The 20,312-nt window shown below is 71.7% G+C and carries 21 protein-coding genes, 1 tRNA gene and 1 pseudogene; 13 read left to right on the top strand and 10 right to left on the bottom strand.

The annotated features are described in order from the left end of the window. The first annotated feature begins 96 nt into the window (after nt 1-96). Nucleotides 97-558, top strand: a complete 462-nt coding sequence (locus tag ACFYX3_RS11060; RefSeq protein WP_389010977.1) for a hypothetical protein — start codon at nt 97-99, stop codon at nt 556-558. Nucleotides 559-952: 394 nt separating this feature from the next. After that, on the top strand, nt 953-1,210 hold the full coding sequence (locus ACFYX3_RS11055; protein WP_389010974.1) for a hypothetical protein: 258 nt from the start codon (nt 953-955) through the stop codon (nt 1,208-1,210). Between the two features lie 47 nt (nt 1,211-1,257). Here ACFYX3_RS11055 and ACFYX3_RS11050 read toward each other — a convergent pair. Next, nucleotides 1,258-1,517 (bottom strand): annotated as a pseudogene (locus ACFYX3_RS11050) (transposase); the annotation flags it as partial. A gap of 696 nt (nt 1,518-2,213) precedes the next feature. Between ACFYX3_RS11050 and ACFYX3_RS11045 the strand changes: the two are divergent. Then, entirely contained in the window at nt 2,214-4,484 is a 2,271-nt protein-coding gene (locus ACFYX3_RS11045) for a M4 family metallopeptidase (protein ID WP_389010971.1), read from the top strand. A gap of 545 nt (nt 4,485-5,029) precedes the next feature. Here the strand turns inward: ACFYX3_RS11045 and ACFYX3_RS11040 are convergent. The 3 genes from ACFYX3_RS11040 to ACFYX3_RS11030 all read right to left on the bottom strand — a co-directional run bounded on the left by ACFYX3_RS11040 (nt 5,030) and on the right by ACFYX3_RS11030 (nt 7,221). Continuing rightward, on the bottom strand, nt 5,030-6,130 hold the full coding sequence (locus ACFYX3_RS11040) for a hypothetical protein (protein WP_389010968.1): 1,101 nt from the start codon (nt 6,128-6,130) through the stop codon (nt 5,030-5,032). Nucleotides 6,131-6,308: 178 nt separating this feature from the next. Beyond that, nucleotides 6,309-6,737, bottom strand: a complete 429-nt coding sequence (locus tag ACFYX3_RS11035) for a hypothetical protein (protein WP_389010965.1) — start codon at nt 6,735-6,737, stop codon at nt 6,309-6,311. Then, complete coding sequence (locus ACFYX3_RS11030; RefSeq protein WP_376583954.1) at nt 6,727-7,221, bottom strand: plastocyanin/azurin family copper-binding protein; 495 nt, start codon at nt 7,219-7,221, stop codon at nt 6,727-6,729. Before ACFYX3_RS11030 ends, ACFYX3_RS11035 begins: the two co-directional genes overlap by 11 nt. A gap of 143 nt (nt 7,222-7,364) precedes the next feature. On the opposite strand from ACFYX3_RS11030, the gene ACFYX3_RS11025 reads away from it, so the two are divergent. From ACFYX3_RS11025 to ACFYX3_RS11005, 5 genes are all read left to right on the top strand, one after another. After that, nucleotides 7,365-7,931: a sigma-70 family RNA polymerase sigma factor gene (locus tag ACFYX3_RS11025; RefSeq protein ID WP_352025577.1), complete on the top strand. Its 567-nt coding sequence runs from the start codon at nt 7,365-7,367 to the stop codon at nt 7,929-7,931. A gap of 5 nt (nt 7,932-7,936) precedes the next feature. Continuing rightward, entirely contained in the window at nt 7,937-8,689 is a 753-nt protein-coding gene (locus tag ACFYX3_RS11020; RefSeq protein ID WP_389011527.1) for a hypothetical protein, read from the top strand. 131 nt (nt 8,690-8,820) lie between these two features. After that, nucleotides 8,821-9,555 (top strand): hypothetical protein, encoded by a 735-nt coding sequence (locus ACFYX3_RS11015; RefSeq protein ID WP_389010960.1) that lies wholly within the window; start codon nt 8,821-8,823, stop codon nt 9,553-9,555. A 38-nt stretch (nt 9,556-9,593) separates the two neighbouring features. Further along, nucleotides 9,594-10,847: a sensor histidine kinase gene (locus tag ACFYX3_RS11010; protein WP_389010957.1), complete on the top strand. Its 1,254-nt coding sequence runs from the start codon at nt 9,594-9,596 to the stop codon at nt 10,845-10,847. After that, nucleotides 10,844-11,539 carry a response regulator gene (locus ACFYX3_RS11005; protein WP_389010954.1) on the top strand — a complete coding sequence of 232 codons (696 nt, stop codon included), beginning with the start codon at nt 10,844-10,846 and terminating at the stop codon, nt 11,537-11,539. Before ACFYX3_RS11010 ends, ACFYX3_RS11005 begins: the two co-directional genes overlap by 4 nt. Here ACFYX3_RS11005 and ACFYX3_RS11000 read toward each other — a convergent pair. Both ACFYX3_RS11000 and ACFYX3_RS10995 read right to left on the bottom strand, forming a co-directional pair. Next, nucleotides 11,489-12,058, bottom strand: coding sequence for a dihydrofolate reductase family protein (locus tag ACFYX3_RS11000; RefSeq protein ID WP_389010951.1), 570 nt, complete (start codon nt 12,056-12,058; stop codon nt 11,489-11,491). The genes ACFYX3_RS11005 and ACFYX3_RS11000 overlap by 51 nt on opposite strands. A gap of 74 nt (nt 12,059-12,132) precedes the next feature. Beyond that, complete coding sequence (locus tag ACFYX3_RS10995) at nt 12,133-13,230, bottom strand: glycoside hydrolase family 19 protein (protein ID WP_389011524.1); 1,098 nt, start codon at nt 13,228-13,230, stop codon at nt 12,133-12,135. Nucleotides 13,231-13,588: 358 nt separating this feature from the next. Here ACFYX3_RS10995 and ACFYX3_RS10990 point away from each other — a divergent pair, with 358 nt between their 5' ends. From ACFYX3_RS10990 to ACFYX3_RS10980, 3 genes are all read left to right on the top strand, one after another. Beyond that, nucleotides 13,589-13,936 (top strand): VOC family protein, encoded by a 348-nt coding sequence (locus ACFYX3_RS10990; protein WP_389010948.1) that lies wholly within the window; start codon nt 13,589-13,591, stop codon nt 13,934-13,936. A gap of 62 nt (nt 13,937-13,998) precedes the next feature. Next, on the top strand, nt 13,999-14,538 hold the full coding sequence (locus ACFYX3_RS10985; RefSeq protein ID WP_184932827.1) for a transcriptional regulator: 540 nt from the start codon (nt 13,999-14,001) through the stop codon (nt 14,536-14,538). Further along, nucleotides 14,535-15,806 carry an MFS transporter gene (locus ACFYX3_RS10980; protein ID WP_389010945.1) on the top strand — a complete coding sequence of 424 codons (1,272 nt, stop codon included), beginning with the start codon at nt 14,535-14,537 and terminating at the stop codon, nt 15,804-15,806. The genes ACFYX3_RS10985 and ACFYX3_RS10980 overlap by 4 nt, the downstream gene beginning before the upstream one ends. Before the next feature lie 51 nt (nt 15,807-15,857). Here the strand turns inward: ACFYX3_RS10980 and ACFYX3_RS10975 are convergent, their stop codons facing one another. Next, nucleotides 15,858-16,610, bottom strand: coding sequence for an alpha/beta fold hydrolase (locus ACFYX3_RS10975; RefSeq protein ID WP_389010942.1), 753 nt, complete (start codon nt 16,608-16,610; stop codon nt 15,858-15,860). An 87-nt stretch (nt 16,611-16,697) separates the two neighbouring features. Here ACFYX3_RS10975 and ACFYX3_RS10970 point away from each other — a divergent pair, with 87 nt between their 5' ends. Then, nucleotides 16,698-17,234, top strand: a complete 537-nt coding sequence (locus ACFYX3_RS10970) for a PadR family transcriptional regulator (RefSeq protein WP_389010939.1) — start codon at nt 16,698-16,700, stop codon at nt 17,232-17,234. Nucleotides 17,235-17,241: 7 nt separating this feature from the next. On the opposite strand, the gene ACFYX3_RS10965 is transcribed toward ACFYX3_RS10970, so the two are convergent. Then, a complete protein-coding gene (locus ACFYX3_RS10965) occupies nt 17,242-18,075 on the bottom strand; it encodes a hypothetical protein (protein WP_389010936.1) in 834 nt (277 codons plus the stop codon). Nucleotides 18,076-18,184: 109 nt separating this feature from the next. Between ACFYX3_RS10965 and ACFYX3_RS10960 the strand changes: the two genes are divergently transcribed. Continuing rightward, nucleotides 18,185-18,258, top strand: a tRNA-Trp gene (locus tag ACFYX3_RS10960). A 14-nt stretch (nt 18,259-18,272) separates the two neighbouring features. Here ACFYX3_RS10960 and ACFYX3_RS10955 read toward each other — a convergent pair. Next, nucleotides 18,273-19,397, bottom strand: coding sequence for a MerR family DNA-binding transcriptional regulator (locus tag ACFYX3_RS10955; protein WP_389010933.1), 1,125 nt, complete (start codon nt 19,395-19,397; stop codon nt 18,273-18,275). A 73-nt stretch (nt 19,398-19,470) separates the two neighbouring features. After that, nucleotides 19,471-20,250: an NAD(P)H-dependent oxidoreductase gene (locus ACFYX3_RS10950; RefSeq protein WP_389010930.1), complete on the bottom strand. Its 780-nt coding sequence runs from the start codon at nt 20,248-20,250 to the stop codon at nt 19,471-19,473. Between the last annotated feature and the right edge of the window lie 62 nt (nt 20,251-20,312).

Genomic DNA, 20,312 nt, shown 5'->3' with positions numbered 1-20,312 from the left:
GCCATGCCCTTGCTTTCCGCAACACCCGCCGCGGCATGTTCCACCGGGACGGTCAGCCGGTCAGGTGGGGTCGTCACGTTCGAGGCGCGGCCGGGCGTGAACAACCAGGTCAGCTTCTACGTCGCCACCGCCCCGCTCCTGCGGGTGTCCGACCCGGCCGGGATCACCGCGGGCCCCGGCTGCACCCAGACCAGCCCGCGCACGGCGACCTGCGGGGAGATCGCCGGCATCACCTCCATCCACGCCGACGGCGGCGACGGTGACGACCGGCTCGCGGCCGGCGCCGACCTCAACATCCCCGTCGACTTCAACGGCGGCCCCGGCCAGGACGTCCTCGTCGGAGGCACTGCCGACGACCACCTGGCGGACCCCGACGGCTGGCTCGCCAGACCCGACCGGGCCACCTTCCGCGGCCTCGCGGGCAACGACGTCATCATCAGCCGCAACGGCGGCTACGACCGCGTCGAGTGCGAGGGCGGTACCAACGACACCGTCACGGCGGACGTCGCCGCCCTCGACCAGGTCACGAACACCTGCGAGACGATCAACCGCGGCTGACACGGTCCCCCTTCCGGTCCGCTGTCCGCCTCGACGGGGACACCGGACCGGTACGGGCGCGGGCGCCAGCCGTCGAGCGGCACCGTCTCGCCGACCTGCGTGTCACGCATGACCGGCTTCACGTCGGCGAGCCGCGCCTTGGTCGTGCCGTCCTCCGCCACCAGGGGGACGGGTCACCGACTTCCAGACACGACCCAAAAGAGCGTTTGTCCTGGTGAAGGTGCTTGGTGAGCCACTCGAGGATGATGGGCGGGTGTTGGTCAAGACAGAGGCAGTGCAGGCGGCCCGGCCGGGGCCCATGCTCGTCCGGGTGCACTCGGCAGTGGGCACTGCTGAGGTGCTCTGGCGGGGAGCGCCCCAGGCGGTGGGGCGAGACCACCATGTCGAGTGGACCGTGGATGAGGACATCGTCTGGACGGAGAACGCCCGACCGAGTACTGATGGGCCGCCTGAACTGCGGGAAGACGGTGACCGCATCGTCTTTCGCGGACGGCTGAGTCTCGACGAGGACGGAGGCGCGGCCCTGGACGTGGGCGGCTCGGTGATCCTGTTCGATCTTGCCGACCCGCCTCTGCCGGACGGTGTCGATGGGGCATGGGTCGAGGTCCGCGTGGCACCGGACAACGTCACCGTCTGGCCCTACGAGGTCTGACCGCCGGCGCTGTCGGAGACGCTCGCGGCCGTGACGAGTACCGCCGGGACGAGGCGGCGGAGCAGCGCGTTGGACTGGTCGAAGACACCGTCCTTCCGCCAGGCGGCGAAGTGCCCGTGAACCGTCTCCCATGGCGCGAAGTCGCGCGGCAGGCACCGCCAGGGGATGCCCGTGCGGTCGACGTAGAGAACTGCGTCCATGATTCGGCGCAGGTCGTGCCGAGGTGGCCGGCCCATGTCCAGGCCCTTGCCCTCAGCTCAGCCCGCCAGACCGTCCCCGTACGGAGCTTCCACACGATCCTGTTCAGGACCCGGCGGTCGTCCAGCCGCTTCCGCCCCCGCGACGGCTCGGGCAGCGGCCCGACAAACGATGGCTCCGGGAAGTGCGTCGCCTTCCGCTCAGGTCATCGATGGCCGTGCAGGTCTGGTCCCTGCCCGCCGGGCCGGGTGGTTCGGCGGCTGATCTCGGCGGCGTAGGCGCCCCGGTCCCCGGCGGCGGCTCGCCGCCACTCGACGACGACGGCGCTGCAGAGGTCAAGGGGGCGGGCAAGGAACGCGGCGGGCAGCTCAGTGGTCGGTGCAGGCCGCGCCGGCTGCCGAGCAGGCGGTATCGGCGTCAACCTCGACGAGACGCCACGGAGGCTGACGGACCGCATCCGGAGGTGGCCGGCGCAGAGCCGATGTGACGGCCGGCCAGGCGGTGCGGAGATCCGGCGGTGCTGCAGCACTGCCGCTGCACCACCGTGCGCGGCAGCAGAACCAGAGGGAGTCACCCGGGCTGTCGGAATCCGGCATGTCAGGAACCCGACGCCACCTAGCGGATGACATGCGCAGGTCGACAATGCCACGCTCTCGGTCGGCCGCACGGAGCGAGGCGTTCCCCACAGGAATCTCGTGCTGCTGCGGTCATGTCCTCCTCACCGCACCGCCAGCTCTACTCGGGCAGCACCCCCTGCCCGGGCTGTCACCGGCCTCGCCCCTGGCCGCCGCAGAAGGAGTTCCGTGTGAGATCGACCCCCCGCAAGGCTGCTGCCGCGAGCGCGCTCATGGCGGGCGCAGCGCTGATCGCCGTTGCGCTCCCCGCGTCCGCCACCGCCGGCACCCAGGCCGACGCACCCAGGGCACAGGTCCGGGCCGGTGCGCTGCAGGTCCAGCTCAGCCCGAGTGAGCGCGCCATGCTGCTCGCCGACGCGCAGGCCACCGTCGCCACTACCGCCGAGACCCTGGGCCTGGGCGGCCAAGAGCAGTTATCGGTGAAGTCCGTCCTCAAGGACGCTGACGGAACGGTGCACACCCGCTACGAGCGGACCTTCGCCGGGTTGCCGGTCCTGGGCGGCGACCTGGTCGTCCACACCGCCGCGAACGGCTCCGCCAAGGGCGTCACCAAGGCCACCAACGCGACCGTCACCGTCGCCTCCACCACCGCCGCCAAGAGCGCCGGCTCCGCGAAGGCCTTCGCGCTGGGCCGCGCGAAGGCCAAGGGCGTCGCGAAGGCGAAGGCCGACACCGCCCGCAAGGTCGTCTGGGCCGCGTCCGGCACCCCGGCCCTGGCCTGGGAGACGGTGGTCGGCGGCACCCAGGCCGACGGCACCCCCTCCGAGCTGCACGTCATCACCGACGCCACGACCGGCGCGAAGCTGTCCGAGTTCCAGGGCATCGAGACCGGCGTCGGCAACAGCAAGTACTCCGGTCAGGTCACCATCGGCACCACACCGGCCAACGGCAGCTACTCGATGACCGACGGCACCCGCGGCGGCCACAAGACCTACGACCTCAACGGCGGCAACGGCACCGGCACCGGCACGCTGTTCACCGACCCGGACGACACCTGGGGTGACGGCACCACCGGCGACCGGCAGACCGCCGCCGTGGACGCCGCCTACGGCGCCCAGCTCACCTGGGACTACTACAAGGACGTCCACGGCCGCAACGGCATCAAGGACGACGGCGTCGGCGCCTACACACGCGTCCACTACGGGACCAACTACGTCAACGCGTTCTGGTCCGATACCTGCTTCTGCATGACCTACGGCGACGGCGCCGGCAACACCAAGCCGCTCACTTCCATCGACATCGGCGCCCACGAGATGACCCACGGCGTCACCGCCAACACCGCGGGCCTGATCTACCGCGGCGAGTCCGGCGGTCTCAACGAGGCCACCTCCGACATCATGTCCGCCGCGGTGGAGTTCTGGGCCGACAACGCTTCCGACACCGGCGACTACCTCGCCGGCGACAAGATCGACATCCGCGGCAACGGCACCCCGCTGCGCTACATGGACAAGCCCTCCAAGGACGGAAGGTCCGCCGACGCCTGGTACCCCGGCATCGACTCCATCGACGTCCACTTCTCCTCCGGCCCGGCCAACCACTGGTTCTACCTGGCCTCCGAGGGCAGCGGCGCCAAAACCGTCAACGGCGTGGACTACGACTCCCCGACCTCCGACGGCCTGCCGGTCACCGCGATCGGCCGGGACGCCGCCGTCAAGATCTGGTACAGGGCCCTCACCACCTACATGACCTCGTCCACCGACTACGCCGGTGCCCGCACCGCCACCCTCCAGGCCGCCGCCGACCTGTACGGGCTGGGCAGCGACACCTACATCGACGCCGCCAACGCCTGGGCTGCCATCAACGTCGGCCCGCGCGTCGTCGACGGCATCATGCTGACCAACCCCGGCCCACGGACCAGCGCGGTCGACACGGCCGCCGGCTTCCAGATCCAGGCCACCGGCTTCAACCCCGGCACCCTCACCTACTTCGCCACCGGCCTCCCCGAGGGCCTGACCATCAACCACCACACCGGCCTCATCACCGGCACCGCCACCACGGTGGGCACCAGCGACGTCACCGTCACCGTCAGGGGCTCCATGAACGGCCTCAGCACGGCGACCTTCACCTGGTACGTCGCCAGGGGCATCTTCGAGAACACCACCGACGTGTCGATCCCGGACGGGGGCACGGGCGTCCCGGGTGCCCCGGTCTTCTCGGACGTCGACGTCACCGGGCTCTCGGGCCAGGCGCCGAGCGACCTCAAGGTGGACGTGGACATCAAGCACACCTACCGCGGTGACCTGGTCATCGACCTGGTCGCCCCCGACGGCACGGTGTACCCGCTGAGGAAGTGGAACTGGCGCGACTCGGGCGCCAACCTGCGCGCCACCTACACGGTGGACGCCTCCAGCCAGGTCGCCAACGGCACCTGGAGGCTCCGGGTCCAGGACATGGAACGCCGCGACACGGGCTACATCGACAGCTGGAGGCTCGTCTTCTGACCTCAGTAACGGCACACCGACGCGGCGGGATCCCTCCCGCCCGGGTCCGGCCGGCCATGACCGGCCGGACCCGAAGCAGAGGGGCGACCGCACGCGCGAGTTCGAGACCGCCAGAGTCATCGGCCTCCCATGGGCCGCCCGACTCGGCGGGCACCGCGGATCAGGGAACTTGAAGGTCCGGAAGTCCTGCTCCAGGGCCCGGACGGCCTTGTGGACGCCTCGCCGTATCTGTTGGTTCGTCAGCTAGGCGAACCATCGCTCCACGAGGTCGAGCCAGGACGATCCGATGGGTGTGAGAAGTGCGGGTGGAACCGGGGGGGCCAGGAGCCAGGCTGAACGTCCGCCGGACCCGGGATGTGGTCGACTGCGACAGGCCCGGTTCCTTCGCCATCGCGCGCGTCGACCAGTGGGTCGCGTTCTTCGGGATGGACTCCGGAGTTCTGGTGACCGGTGCGGCCACCTGCTCGTCCGTCACTGTCCTTGGCCGCCCAGTACGCGCCACGGACCAGGCTTCTACATCTGAAAAGAGTTCCTGACTCAGAAGGCTAGCGGGCCATGCCCTGGACCGGCGGCGTCGGGGCGGGGCGGGTTCGGGACAGTTTCGCCGCGGTGGCACGGGACGCCTCGAAGGCCGTGATCGGGTTGCCGTTCTTCTTCCAGGGCTGGGCGCCGCACCACGGTCCGATCAGGCGGAACTGTTCCAGGGCGGGTGCGTACAGCATCGAGCGGACCATGGAATGGGCCAGGAGGTGGCGCAGGGCCGGCAGGCGCTCGTCGTCCGGGGCGACCAGCTCGAACGAGGCGGCGATGCGCTTCAGCGCGCTCCTCGACATGGGCGTGACGGCGGCGGACCGGTCGCCGACCTCGGTCAGGGCGTGGAGGTAGATCCCGGCGAGCGGGCTGCCGGGCGGGGCCTTGCGTACCGCCTGCCGGGCGAACCGCATCATGCGCCGGTCGCTGCCGAACCATTTGGCGCACCAGTACTGCATGGCCTGCCAGTGCCCCTCGTAGTGGTGCGGCGCGCGGGCGACCAGGCCTTCCCAGAGCGGCTTGAACTGCGCACGGCGGTACTGGGCTCCGCGCGCCGCGGTGATCATGACGACCCAGGGGCCCGGGTTCGCCGGATCGAGGAGGGAGGCCTGCCGCGCCTCCTCGATCGCGGCCGGGAGCATGGCCCGGAAGCGGTCCATGTCCGAGGTCATGACCTCGTGGGCGTAGCCGCTGCCCCGGATCTCCCAGGCGCGGTGGACCATGATGCCGGCGTGGAGGGTGGCCGCGTCGCAGTCGCCGGGTGCGGCGGCGCGCCAGGCGTCGAGCCAGGCGTCGTCCTCGCGGGCGATCTGCTGGAGCAGCTCCAGCCGGGCCCACCGCTCGTCCCAGTCCTCGCCCGCTGCCCGCACGTACCGCTCGGCGGCCTTCCAGTCCCCGCCCCAGGCGGCGTCGGCGACCGCCCGCCGCTCCTCCGTACGGTGGGCCGGCGGGGGCGGGCCGGGGCGCCGCGGGTCGAGTGCCGCACGGGGCGGTAGGCCGTAGGCGGAGGCCTCGAAGGCGTCCCAGCCCCGGTTCCCGGCACGGCGCGGAGCGATGAAGAGGCGGTGCAGCACGACGAGGAGCACGCCGAGCAGGAGGCAGAGGAAGACGGTCACGGCGGGAGATCATCCCCGAAGCGGTCACTCTCTGCAATAGTTCAGGGCAACGATAGGGCGAGGTCAGGGGTTTGGTGGAGCGTCGCAGCCGTCGGCCGGGACGGAGACCGGTGACCGACAGTTGCCCCGCTGTCAGTTGCCCCGCTGTCCGGCGTCCGGATGACCGACACCCCAGACGTCACCTCCCAGGGCCGGTCGCCGCCGGGCGGTGCCGGTGGCTCAGGCCCGCCACCGCCAGGGTGGTCAGGACGACGATGCCCGCCGTCTCCACCGCGAGGGTGGGGCGGACCAGCTCCGCGTCCGTCGATTCCTCGAAGCCGAACAGGCCTGTGGTGAGGCTGAGGAAGAGCGCGCCCAGCGTGCCCGCCGTGAACAGCGCGGTGGCGGTGGCGACCAGTGCGACCCAGCGGTACGGGGTGACGAGCAGCGCCACGGCGAGGAGGCACCCGACGATGCCGTTCAGCAGGAACAGGGGGCCGATGGTGGCCAGGTCGCGGTAGCCGTCGGCCCACAGGCTGAGGTGGATGGCGCCCATCGTCGCCGTGAGACCCGCGGCGGCCAGCCGCAGCAGGAGTACGGCGGCGCGGCGGGTCCGGTCAGTAACCATTGCCCGGAGAGGTGGGAGTGGTCGGAGAGGTGGGGGTGCTCGGCTGGTTGACGGGGGTGCCGGCCACCGTGATCTCGGTCTTCATGCCCAGGTCCTTGTGCCCGTCGACCGGGCAGTAGATCTCGTACTTCCCCGACTTCAGGTTCACCGTGAGGGTGGTGGACTCACCCGGGGAGACGGTGCTGGAGCGGTTCTCGCCGCCCGGTCCCTCGACCTCCAGGGCGTGGTCGTGCTTCCCGGTGTTCGTCGCGACGAAGGCGTACGCGCCGGGAGTGAACGTCTTCTGGGACAGCGTGATCTTGAAGTCGGCCAGGTCCGCGGTCACCCGGGTCGTGCCCGCGGGGACCGTGCTGTTCTGGGCGGGAGGCGGTGTGGTGGTGCCGCTGCTCGAACCGCCGCCGTTTCCGCCTCCGCAGGCGGCCAGGAGGCCGGCCAGCGCGGCGGCCGACAGGGCGAGCAGCGCGCGCGTACGTGGTTCCCTCATCGTTCTGTCCTCCGGTTCGGTCCCCCACAGGGGGTACGGGGCCGGGCCGCGCCGGGATTGCGGTTCCGGTCGGACGATCCGGCGGACAATGGGCGGAGGCGATCCCTTCGGGGACGTCGTACGTATCCACGGGTGTGGGACGCATGGGCCTTCCGCTGGAGCGGGTTCCCGACGAGGCACTGCTCTCCGGTCTCGCCACGGGCGATCCGGAGATCGCGGTGGCGTTCGTGCGCCGTTTCCAGCGTTCGGTCTACGGCGTGGCCGTCGCCGTCCTCGGCGATCCGCGGCTCGCCGAGGACGTGGCCCAGCAGACCTTCGAGCGGGCGTGGCGGCACGCCCAGGTGTACGACGGCCGGCGCGGATCCGTGCGGACCTGGCTCACGGCCATCGCTCACAACCTGGCGATCGACGCGGTGCGGGCCCGCCGCGCGACCCCGGTGGCGCCGGAGGACCTCGAGGCGCTGGTCGGGATCGTGTCGGAGACCCCGGAGCGGCGCGCGCTCGCCGACGACGCGGCCGAGCGGGTCCGGCGGGCGGTGGCGGCGCTGCCCCGGGAGCAGGCGCGGGCGCTGGTGATGGCCGGGATCTACGGGATGACGGCGCGGGAGGTCGCCGCCTTCGAGGGTGTGCCGCTGGGCACGGCGAAGACGCGGATCAGGACCGGAACGATCAAGGTGCGGGCGCTCCTGGAGAGCGAGGAGACGCGGTGAACGGCATGGACTGCGAGCGGCTGCGTGAGGAGGGTGCCGAGCTGGCGCTCGGGGTCCTTCCCGCGCGCGAGCGGGCCGAGGCGGTGGCCCATCTGGACCGCTGCCCGGACTGCCGGGCGTACGTGGAGCGCCTGACGGCGGTCGGGGACGGGCTGCTCGGGCTGCTGCCGGGGGCGGAGCCGCCGGTGGGGTTCGAGAGCCGGGTGGTACGGGCCATGGCCCCCGCGCCTGAAGCCCCCACGTCCCCTCCCGCGGCCCGGCGCCGTGTGCGCAGGCACCGCTTCCGCATCGCGGCGGCGGGCGTGGCCACGGCAGTGGCCTTCGGGTTCGGCGGCTGGGCGGTCGGGACCGTGGTGGAGAGCGCGCCCCAGGTGGTGGCCCCGTCGCCGCACGTGCTGGAGGCGGCGCTGGTCTCCCCGGACCGGGCCGGGAACGGGAGCGGCCGGGAGGTGGGCCGGATCTTCGCGCACCCGGCGGACGCCACGGGCGGGAACGGCTGGGTGTACATGTCGGTCGACCTGGGTGACGGACCGCCGCCCGCCGGACCGGTGCGGTGCCTCCTCGTGCGAGCCGACGGGTCCACCGTGGCGCTCGGCTCGTTCCCGGTCAGCGGCGGCTACGGCTACTGGGGCGCCCCGGCTCCCGTGGACCCTCACACCCTGAGCGGCGCCCGCCTGGTGGCCGCCGACGGCACGGTCCTGGCAACGGCCCACTTCGGCGGAACCGGCGGGACCGCGGCAGGGCCGACGACGACCTGAGCGGCCGGCGGCCTCCTGGTGGATCGGACCGGAGGCGTACACCGATCACTTGCGTACGACCAGGGTCCGACCCCCAAGTGTGGTCCGTGCTCCGACGACGCGGTGTGTACGGCGGCGGCATCGTTCCCCCCATGACCGTCACGACCGCGACCCTCACGCCTCCGCACCCCGTCTTTCCCGGACGCTGGGTGGGCGGCGCCTCCCTCGTCGTCGGGCCCCTTCTGGTGCTCGGCGGCATACTGCTGCGCCTCCGCTTCGACTTCTTCTTCCCGGCGCAACTGAGCGCGTACGAGCAGCGTCCGGACCTCATGAGGACCTCGTACAGCCTCGTCGCCGCCGGATGGATGCTGCTCTGGCCGGGCGTCGCGCTGCTCGCCGCCAGGATCGGTGAGCGTCACCGGGAGGCGGCGGTGTGGGGCGGCGTCCTCACCGTCCTCGGCCTGTTCGCCCGGACGTTCCACGCCGGCGTCGACCACCTGGCCTTCCAGCTGGTCACCGTCCAGGGGGCGTCATCGGCGACTCGTACGGTGAGCGAGACGTACGGCGCGTTCCACGTCTTCAGCACGCTGAACGCCGCGATCATGGGCGGCTGGGTGCTGCTTGCCGTGGGCGCCTACCGCGCGCGGGTGCTCGGCCCGCTGCGTGCGACGGCGCTGGCCCTGGCGTCGGCGATGCCGCTGGGCGTACTGAAGGGCACGACCGCCTGGTCGGTCGCTGCCGCCGCGGGCCTGTGCGTCGCACTCGTCCCCCTGGGGGTGGCCGCTTGGCGCACCGGACCGGCGCCACGAGCCGTCACGTTCGCCGGAAGGGTTGTTCTCGTGGGGGTCGTGGGCATCGCGATGATTCTTCTCGGGCGGGTCGGATGAGCGGCGCCGGGTATTGCCGCACTGGGTATCGTCGTGCGATGCACATAGCACGGTGGCGCCTGCCGACAGGTGCGCATCTGCTGGTCCTCGATGCCTGCACGGCGGTCGCCGTGATCGTGGCCTACGCGGCGCCGGCCGGCCAGGACGCGTCCGACGCCCTGCCCCGGTTCTCCGGCCCGCCGTGGGTGGGCTGGCTGGTGGCCGTGGGGGTGGGGGCGCCGCTGGCCGTCCGTCGCCTGTGGCCCCTGCCCGTCCTCGCCGTGGTTCTCGGCGCTTCGGTGGCGGCGACGCTCCTCGACATCACGCGCGATCCGTACGTCGCCGTGGTCCTGGCCGTCTACGCGGTGGCGCTCGTCGAGCCGGTGCGCCGGGCCCGGGCGGCGCTGGCCCTGACCCTGGCCGTCTCGGCGGCCGCTGTCCTCACCGGTGAGGCGGTCCTGACCCCGTCCGGCCCCCGGTCGGAGGCCGCCGGGACCGGGGCGCTCGTCTGGCTGGTCGTCGGCTCCGCCTGGGCCGCGGGCCGAGCCGTACGCGAACGGCGGGAGCGAGCGGTCAGGGCGCAGCGGCGCCTGGCCGAGGACGCGCTCGCCGAGGAGCGCCTGCGCATCACCAGAGAACTGCACGACATCGTCTCGCACAGCCTCAGCGTGATCGTCGTCAAGGCGGCGGTCGCCAACCACGTGGCGGCGGAACGCCCCGAGGAGACGCGCGACGCCCTGCAGGTGATCGAGCGGACCGGCCGGGAGGCGCTCACCGAGATGCGGCGCGCCCTGGGCGTACTGCGCGGCGACACCGCAGGACCGGGCGGGCGCAGCCCCGGCGCGGCGGACACGGTTCCGGAGATGGCGCCCCCTCCCGGTCTGGACGACCTGCCGGCCCTCGTACGGCGCGCGGAGCAGGCGGGCGTTCGTACGGCGCTCCGCACCCGGTTGGCCGACGCCCTCCCCGTCGGCACCGCACTGACGGTCTACCGGATCGTGCAGGAGTCTCTGACGAATGCGATCAAGCACGCCGGCGACGGGGCACACTGCCGGGTGACGGTCACGGGGGACTCGCGTGGCGGCGTGCACATCGAGGTGGTGAACGACGGAGGTGGGAACGCGGCCGTGTCCGACCGGGCGGGTCTTCAGGGTGGCCACGGCCTCGTGGGGATGCGGGAACGCGTGATGATGTACGGCGGGACGCTGGAGGCCGGGCCTCGGCACGGTGGTGGTTTCGCCGTGTCGGCTCGTCTTCCCGCCGAACCCGCGAGGGCCGACCTGGCCGCTCGCCGACAGGAGGGGGCAGCGTGACCGAACCGATCCGGGTACTCGTCGCCGACGACCAGTCCCTGCTCCGGGGAAGCTTCCGGGTGCTCGTCGACACCGCCCCGGGGCTGACCACGGTCGGCGAGGCCGGCACCGGCGCCGAAGCCGTCGAGAGCACGCGGCGGCTGCGCCCGGACGTGGTGCTGATGGACATCAGGATGCCCGGCATGGACGGCATCGCCGCGACACGGCACATCGCCGGATCTCCCGAGACGGCCGGGACGCGCATCCTCATCCTGACGACGTTCGACCTCGACGAGTACGTGTACGGCGCGCTGCGCGCCGGGGCGGCGGGTTTCCTGCTCAAGGACACCTCCCCCGAGGTGCTCCTCGAAGGCATCCGTACGGTCGCCGCCGGAGAGTCGCTCCTCGCGCCGTCGGTGACCCGGCGCCTGATCGCCGAGTTCGCTCGTATGCCCCCCGCCCACCACGCGCGGGGCCCCGTCCTCGATGGGCTCACGGAGCGCGAGCGCGAGGTCCTGGTGCTGGTCGCGCGCGGCCTCTCGAACGCGGACATCGCCGCGTACCTGCTGATCAGCGGCGGCACCGTCAAGACGTACATCGGTCGGCTGCTGGGCAAGCTGGGGGCGCGCGACCGCGCGCAACTGGTGATCAGCGCCTACGAGTCAGGACTCGTCAGCGCCGGCCACGCGGTGGCGGAGGTAGACGACTCCTGAGTCGAAGGTGCGGGTCTCGACGAGTTCGAGATCCACCCGGCGCTCGCTCCGGGGGAAGTACGGGATGCCGCCGCCGACGAGCACCGGGTGGACCATGGTCCGGTACTCGTCGATCAGGCCCAGCGCTGCAGCCTCGGCGGCGAGGGTCGCGCCGCCGATCGCGATGTCGCCCTCCCCCGGTTCGGCCCGCAGCCGCTCGATCTCCTCCGCCACGCTGCCGGAGGCCAGGCGGGCATGGCCCTGCACCGTCGACAGCGTGGTGGAGAACACGACCTTGGGGAGCGGCTTCCAGAGCGCGGCCCACTCCAGCTCGTCGGGCGTCTGGTCCTGGTCGGCGGTCTCCCAGTACAGCATCGTCTCGTACAGCCGTCGGCCGAGGAGGTGGACGCCGACCTCGCGGATCTCGTCGATCCAGAAGCGGAAGACCTCTTCGGAGGGCGCCGTCCAGTCGAACCTGCCGTCCGGCCCGACGATGTAGCCGTCGAGCGAGACGCCCATCGAGTAGGTCACCGTGCGCATGAGAAGTCCTCCTCCGGAACAGGTCCGAGACTACGGCCACCGGCCGCCGGCCGCCTCTTGCCTCGCCGGACGCCTCAGCAGTAGAGGTTGCCGCCCGGCGCCACCCCCAGGATCCCGGTGAACCGGTTGTACGCGTCCACGCGGCTCTGCACCTGCGCGGGGTTGCGGCCGTCGCATTCCAGGGAGCCGTTGATGCTGCGGATCGTCTGGCCGAAGCCGGCGCCGTTGACCATGGCGTTGTGCGGGGTCATCGTGCCGGGACCGGACTGGGTGTTCCAGTACCAGAGGCCCGTCTTCCAGGCGACGGCCGCGTCGCGCTCGACGCGGTAGGGGTCGTTCAGGAGGTCGATGCCGAGGGCGTCGCCCGCCGCCTTGTAGTTGAAGTTCCAGCTGAGCTGGATGGGGCCGCGGCCGTAGTAGGCGGCCTGGCCGGCCGGGCAGCCGTACGGCTGGCTCCAGTCGCAGTAGTGCGGGTAGTCGGCGGTGTTCTGCTCGACGATGTGGACGAGGCCGCCGGTCTCGTGGTTGACGTTGGCGAGGAACGCCGCGGCCTCCTGCTTCTTCACCGTGTCGCTGCCGGTGTTGGCGAAGCCGGGGTAGGCGCCGAGGGCGGCGATGAGGCCGCTGTACGTGTAGAAGGAGTTCCGGTTCGGGAACATCTGGTTGAACTGCGCCTCGGTGACGACGAATCCGGACGGCGTGCCGCCGCCGCTCGCGGGGGCGTTCCACTTCTGGTTCGCCGCGCCCGTGCAGGTCCAGATCTGCAGCCGGGTGCCGTCGGCGCTGCTGTTGCCGCGGACGTCCAGGCACTTGTCGGCGGCCGGGTTGACGATGTCGTGCGCGGCGGTGACCACCCACTGCTGGTTGGCGCCGCCGGTGCAGTCCCACAGCTGGACCGAGGCTCCGCTCGCGGTGCTGCGGTCGACGACGTCCAGGCACTTGCCGAGGGCTCGCAGGGTGCCGTCACCGGGGTTGGACCACCGCTGGGCGTTGGTGCCGTTGCAGGCGTAGAGCTGTACGGCGGTTCCGTTGGCGCTGGAGGCGCCGGCGACGTCGACGCACTTGCCGGCGAGGCCGGTGATCGAGCCCTCGGCGGCCTGGGCGGGCACGACGGCGAACAGGGCGGAGAGGACGGCGGAGAGAACCACCGAGAGGACGACGAGGACCGGCAGCGAACGGGTGCGCTGACGGCGGCGGGTGCGGAGGGAACGCAGGCTGATGGGCACGCAGAACTCCTTGCCGAACGGGTCGGCCGATGGTGGGGGACAACGGGGTCGTCGTGCGACCGTGAAACTAGAGGTCTGGACCAGCTTGCGTCAAGAGGTGAAGTAAGTACTGAGGAAAGGGTGTTGACGGTGGCACACCTCTGTAACCAGCACCCCGGCCCGCCCCCTCGGCCCAGCTGTCACACTCCCCCGTCGGCATCCGTCAGTGAGGCGACGCGGACCGGATGCGGCAGGCCCGGCCCGAGACCGGGCCGCGCCTGCCATCCGCTCACACAGAGCCCCGCCCCGGACGAGGAGTTGCAGCATGCCCATGAAGATCGACTCGGTGATCGCACGACAGCGCGTAGACGACCTGGAGGCGGCCATCCCCTTCTACGAGCGACTGACGGGTCAGACCGCCGGCCGCTTCGAGTTCGCCGGTGTGCAGTTGGCGAGCGTCGGACCCTTCCTGCTGTTCTGCGGTCCGGACGAGGCGGTGCGGAGAGTCGCCGGGGTGAGCGCCACCCTGGCGGTCGCAGACCTGACCACCGCCGTCGAGGAGGCGGTTGCGGCCGGAGCCACGGTGGTGATGCCGGCGCAGCCCACCCCCAACGGCCACCGAGCGGTACTGCGACACCCGCACGGGGGCGCGTACGAGTACGTCGGCCCCTGATTCGAGAGTTGTCCGAGCCGAACCCCTTGCCAAATGGTCAAGAAGTGTTGACCATTGGGGGCATGACAACCGACGATCTTCCCGAGGCGTTCCACGTCACCACTGACGAACAGCTACGCGCCGTCTCCAACCTCACGCGTCACCGGATCATGGCCGTGCTCCGCTTCGAGCCCTCGACGATCACGCAGATCGCCGAACGAGTGGGCCTCGCGAAGGGGAGTTCCAGCTACCACGTACGACTGCTCGAACGGGCCGGCCTGGTGAAGGTGGTGCGGACCCGGAAGGTCCGGGGCGTCACCGAGCGGTACTACGCGATGGCCGCGCGGTCGATCGTGCTGCCGGATCCGGGCGAGGGAGGCCCGGACGTGCTGATGCGGCACGCGGTGGCGGACCTGGAGGCATCCCCGGCGGACGGCGAGCGGCACGTGGGGATGGCTCATCTCCGGCTCACCGAAGAGCAGTTCGCCGAGCTGGGGGCGCGGCTCGAGGCGCTGGCGAACGAGTACCGGGCGCTGTCCGATCCGTCGCTGCCGGACGCCTCGCTCGTCTTCGCCCTGTTCCACCCGGCAGCCGTCAAGCAGACCGAAGGGGAGGCCAAGTGACCACAGACCTCAGGAAGTTGCCGACCGGTTTCGGACGGCTGTGGACCGCACAGACGGTGTCCTCGCTCGGTGACGGGGTGACGCACGCCGCGCTGCCGCTGCTCGCGTTGACGTTGACGCGGGATCCGTTGGCGCTCGCCGTCGTCACGGCCGCCGGAACGCTGCCGTGGCTGCTCTTCGGGGTGCTCGGCGGTGCGCTGGTGGACCGCTGGGACCGCCGGCGCACGATGTGGGTCGCGGACGCGACGCGTGCGGCGCTGCTCGCGATACCGGCGGCAGCGGCCGCGCTCGACGTGCTGAGCATTCCACTGCTCGCGGCCGTCGCCTTCTTCCTCGGCATCGGCGGGCTCTTCTTCGACACGGCCGCCACGGCCTACCTGCCGGATCTGCTCGGTCGCGACCCCGCGCTCCTGGAGCGCGCCAACTCCCGTCTGCGCGGTGCCCAGACCGCCATGTCCGGCTTCGCCGGGCCGCCCGCGGGCAGTGCCCTGCTCACGCTCGGGCGGGCGGTTCCACTGGTCGCCGACGCGGTCTCGTTCGCGGTCTCGGCACTGCTCGTACGGTCGCTGCCTGCCGCTCCCCCGCCCGTACCACAGGCCCGTGAGTCGCTGCTGCGGCAGGCACGGGCCGGCGCCTCGTACGTGTTCCGGGACCGGGTGCTGCTCGGGCTCGCGCTACGTCCGGCCGTCGGGAACATCGCCTTCCTCGCCGTCGAGACCGTACTCGCCCTCTTCGCGCACGATCGTCTCGGCATCGGCACCTTCGGCTTCGGCCTGCTCCTCACGGCGGAGGCCACCGGCGGTCTGCTCGGCGCGGCCATCGCCTCCTTCCTCGGCCGGCGCCTCGGCACAGGCGCCGCACTGACCTTCACGGCCGCGGTCGAGGGACTCGCCATCCTGGGCCTCGCCGCCGCCCCGAACCCGTACGCGGCCGGCCTCTCGCTCGCCGTCTGCGGCGCGGCCATGGGCGCCACGATGGTGCTCGCCCCCTCCCTCCGGCAGACGATCGTCCCCGCCCACCTGATGGGCCGGGTGGCCTCCACCTCCCGCATGCTCGCCATGTGCGCCGCCCCGTTCGGCGCCTTCCTCGGCGGCTGGCTGGCCACCACCTACGACGTGCGCACCCCGCTCTACACCGCCGCCGGCCTCCTCCTCACCATGACCGCCGTCACCGCGACCATGACCAGCAACCGCAGGGTCGAGGCGGCGCTGCGAGCGGCCGCCCCGGCTTCGGAAACCCGGGATCCCGTCCAGGAGCCTGCTCTCTAGGGCTCCGCAAGGTCGTCGAGACAGTGCTCCGACGGGTGGCGCGGGCTGCCGCTAGCCGGCCACCGCAGCGGCGAAGGCGTCGGGGTTGTCGAACATGATGTTGTGGCCGGCGCCGGGGACGTTCACGACGTCCACGCCGGCCTCCCGGAGCCCGTCCGCACCCGGCAGTTCGCCGCTCAGTTCGCCCTGCAGGTACACCCGCGGAACGGAAGAGCGGATCAGCATCTCCCGCATCACGGGATCGGTGCCCTGTACCAGGTGCACGGCGGACCGGTGCAGCGCGAGCGGGTCGGCGAGACGCATGGTGGCCGCCCAGGTGGGGCCGACGCGCTCCAGGACACGGGCGAAGCCCCCGCCCCGTACGAACTCCTCCTCCGTGTACGACGCGATCCCGCTGCTGCCCGCCGTGGGCGCCGGGAACGGGTCGAGGTTGCCCTCGGTGACGACGAGCCGCCCCACCAGGTCGGGCCTGCGGTGGGCGAGCACGATGGCGACCGCACCGCCCATGCTGTGCCCGGCGATCACTCCGCCGCGCACCCCGGCCGCGTCGAGCGCGGCGGCGAGGGCGTCCGCGTGGTCCTCGAGGCGGTAGGCGAAGTCGTCGGGCCGATCGCTGATGCCGTGTCCCGGCAGGTCGACGAAGAGAACCTGCCGGCCGGCGAGTTCGGGCCGGGCCGCGATGTGCGCGTGGTACACGGTCGACGCGGCGCCCAGGCCGTGCACGAACACCACGGCGGGCCCTTCGCCGGCCGCCTCGGTCCATCGGATGACACTGCCCCGCTCGTCGAATCGCGCCTCGCGCACAGTCCACTCCCCTCTCGAATACATCGGCATCACAGTACTACGTCACCGTAGTACTACGGCAGCGTCATCGTGGGAGAGAATGCGGGGATGCTGGAACTGTCGATCCTCGGTTTCCTCTACGAGACCCCGCTGCACGGCTACGAGCTGCGCAAACGCATCACCGCCCTCACCGGCCACGTACGCCCGGTCGGCGAGTCCACGCTGTACCCGGCGATCAAGCGCCTGGAGAAGGCCGGCCTGCTGGTCCGCGAGACCCGGCCCGGCCCGGCCGCCGCCCCCCGCCAGGTCCTCACCCTGACCCCCGCCGGCCGGGACGAACTCCGGCGCCGCCTCGCCGACGCCGAAGGCCCCGACGTGACCGACGAGAACCGCTGGTTCACCCTCCTGGCCTTCCTGCGCCACCTGGACGACCCCACCGCCCAGGCCACCGTCCTGCGCCGCCGCCTCACCTTCCTCGAAGAACCCACCAGCTTCTTCTACGCCGGCGAACACCCCCTGCGCGCCGAGGACCTGGACGACCCGTTCCGCCAGGGCGTCCTGACCATCGCCCGCGCCACCACCCGCACGGAACTCACCTGGCTCCGCACCACGCTCACCGACCTGGAGAACCACCTGGTGCCGTGACTCGGATTCACATGCCGTTCGTCCGGGCCGAGCGGGGTCGCGTGCGCAGGGTCGGCAGTCGCGCGTGGTCCTCGGCCCCTGCCAGGCCCTCGCCCAGGGCCAGGAGCGAGAGCAGCTGCACCGGGCGGCCCGTGGTGGCCGCGGCCTCCAGTTTGTGGTGGCCGTCGAGGAGGAAGTGCGTCAGGCCCCAGTGGCGGTAGTGGTCGGCCGACCGGGCGGAAGCGGGTTCGCACACGTCAAGCGTCGAGACCGCCACCGCCGTCGGGACGGTTCCCCGGGCCATGAGTTCGGCGTACTCGTCGACACGCCGCCTGTCGTTCCACGTCGGGGGCACCATGGGCACGACGAACTCGTAGAGGTGCGCCGATGCGTCCACTGCCGTCTCGAAGGTTCGGTAGTACGGCGTGTGCGGGTACTGCGGGAGGCCCCAGAAGTCGTCGAGTCCCCACGTGGCCACCTGCTCGCCGCTGAAGTAGTCGCCTTCCTTGCCGGGAACGACCGGTCGCGGCTCGATGCGGAGCAGCACAGGGAGGTACTCCCCCGCCGGCAGCAACGCACCGAACGCGTCGATCACGCCTCCCGCGTCCGGATCGTCCAGCGTGCCGGCGAGCTGCTCCTGCACGCCTGCCGACGACAGCGTCTGCGTGGCGGTCTCCAGCCGGGAGAACAGGAACGCGCACGTGCCGCACCAGGCACTGAGTTCGAAGGCCGGTTCGCCGTCGACGACGAGCAAGCGGCGCCCCGGGCCGCCACCCGCTTCCTGCCGCTCCGCCGCGAAGCGCAACCGCGCCTCGGCGTCCGGAACACCGAGCCTGCGCGGCTCGCCCCATGTGATCACCATGGACCGACCGTAGAGGACGTCAGGGAACACGGCACGTGGCCCGTGCGCCGGAGCGCGGCGAAAACGGGTGGCGCACGCATCCGGCACCGTGCCAAGCTGCACGCACCGAAGGGGTGTAGCTCAGCTGGCCAGAGCGCCGGTCTCCAAAACCGGATGCCGCAGGTTCGAATCCTGTCGCCCCTGCTGTCGACGTCCTGTCAGGCTCTCCAGGCCACGAGCAGGCGGAGGCCCAGCTCCGCTGCGTCGAGGCCGGCGAGTTCCGGGTTTCGTTCGGACCATCGGCCTGAGGCAAGGTCCTCGCGCAGGCTGTTCACCGCGCGGTGCTCGGCCTGGGCTCCGACCCTGGTCCATACCGAGACCGCGCGGCGTACATGGTCGTCCAGGTACGCCTCGGGTCGGCGCCAGTAGGCCTCGAAGAAGCCGTCGGCGCAGTCCCACGGGATGAGGACCGGCTCCAGGCGGGCCCCGATCGCGCCGGCCAGCTGGTCCACCGAGGGCCGGCCGGCGACCAGGCCGGCGACCTCGGGGAGGTAGTCCCGGGTGAGCCAGAAGCGGTGACGCCAACCGGTGTCGCCGGCGTCGTGCGTGAACACCACCACGCGCTTGGCCACCCGCCGCATCTCCCGCAGCCCGGCGATCGGGTCCTGCCAGTGGTGAACGGTGCTGAACGCCATCGCGGCGTCGAAGGACCGGTCCTCGAACGGCAGGCTCTCCGCGGCGGCCGCCACGCACGGCGCCGCGCCCGCGGGACGCTGGGCCCGCATCACCGCCGACGGCTCGACCGCCGTCACATCGCGGTCCGGGGGCTCGTACGAGCCGGTTCCTGCACCCACGTTCAGTACCGTCCGCGCGTCCCCGAGCGCCTCCCAGACCCTCTCGGCGATCCGCGGCTCGGTGCGCCGCGTCGCCGGGTACGCGGCGCCGATGGTCTCGTACAACTGCGTTTCGAACAGCTTGAGTTGTTCCTCGGGCGTCGTACGGATCCCCATTGCCCGTGCCTCCAGTTCCCTGTCGATGGCCGTCACCATGGCGGCAGCGCGGTCGCGCTGGTCGAGCAGCAGGCCGCGCAGCCGGTGCAGGTGCGCGACCGCGTCGGTGGTCGGGTCGTCGACGAGATCCGCGATCTCGCGCAGTCCGAAGCCCAGCCGCCGGTAGGCGAGCACCTCCCGCAGGCGTTCCACGTCGCCCGCCGCGTAGGCCCGATATCCGGCCGAGGTGCGCGCGGACGGCTGTACGAGGCCGATCTCGTCGTAGTGATGCAGGGTGCGGACGCTCACACCGGCCAGTTCGGCGACGCGTCCCACGGTCAGGTGCTCTTCCACGCCGCCGACTATGTGGCATCACGTCACGTGAGGGTCAAGCGTCATCCCCGGGGGGCAGCGGACCGCGCCGGTGTCAGTCGCGGACGTGCAGGGCGAATCCCGTGCGGCCGTTCGGCTCCAGCCCCTCCTTCAGGTGCAGCGAGGGGATCTCGTAGTCGCCGAAGTTCTGCCGGCGGAAGGGGATCGGCTCCGTCGACTCCAGCGTGAGCAGGCGCTGCCGCCAGGCCTTCGCGACGCCCCGGTAGTCCTCGTCGGTCATCCGGTCGCTGCCGTACTGGACGAACGGCGGCAGCGGCTCGATGCCGGGGTAGTAGAGGATGCCGTGGTGGATCGGGAACAGCAGGTCGTCGATGGGACCGTTGATCCCGCGTGCGGCGTAGTGCGACTGCGGGCCGCCGACGGTCACCGACAGCAGCGCCTTCTTGCCCGCGAGGGTGCCTTCGCCGAAGCGCTCGCCGTACTTGGTGTCGCTGTGCTCGCCGACTCCGTAGGCGAAGTGGTAGGTGAACACCCGGTCCACCCAGCCCTTGAGGATCGCGGGCATCGTGTACCACCAGAGCGGGAACTGGAAGATGATCGTGTCGGCCCACAGGAGCTTCTCCTGCTCGGCCGCGACGTCCGGGGTGAGCGTCCCGGCGTCGAAGGCCCGGCCGGAGTCGAGCGCGACCTTCAGCGGGCTGGAGGCGGCGGGGCCGTAGTCGGCGGCGTCCACGACGGCCTTCCAGTTCATCGCGTACAGATCGCTCACCCGTACCTCGTGCCCCGCGGACTCCAGGGTGGACACGGCGAGGTCCTTCAGCGAGCTGTTGAGCGACTTGGGCTCCGGGTGGGCGTGGACGATCAGCGTCTTCATGGGGGACTCCTTCGGATCGGATGACTTCGATGCGGACGTCTTCGATCCTGGGCGCCGCGGCG

This window comes from Streptomyces sp. NPDC002463 (genome assembly GCF_042889835.1).
Classification (GTDB): Bacteria; Actinomycetota; Actinomycetes; order Streptomycetales; family Streptomycetaceae; genus Streptomyces; species Streptomyces nymphaeiformis.
This window is presented reverse-complemented; position numbering and strand designations above follow the sequence as displayed.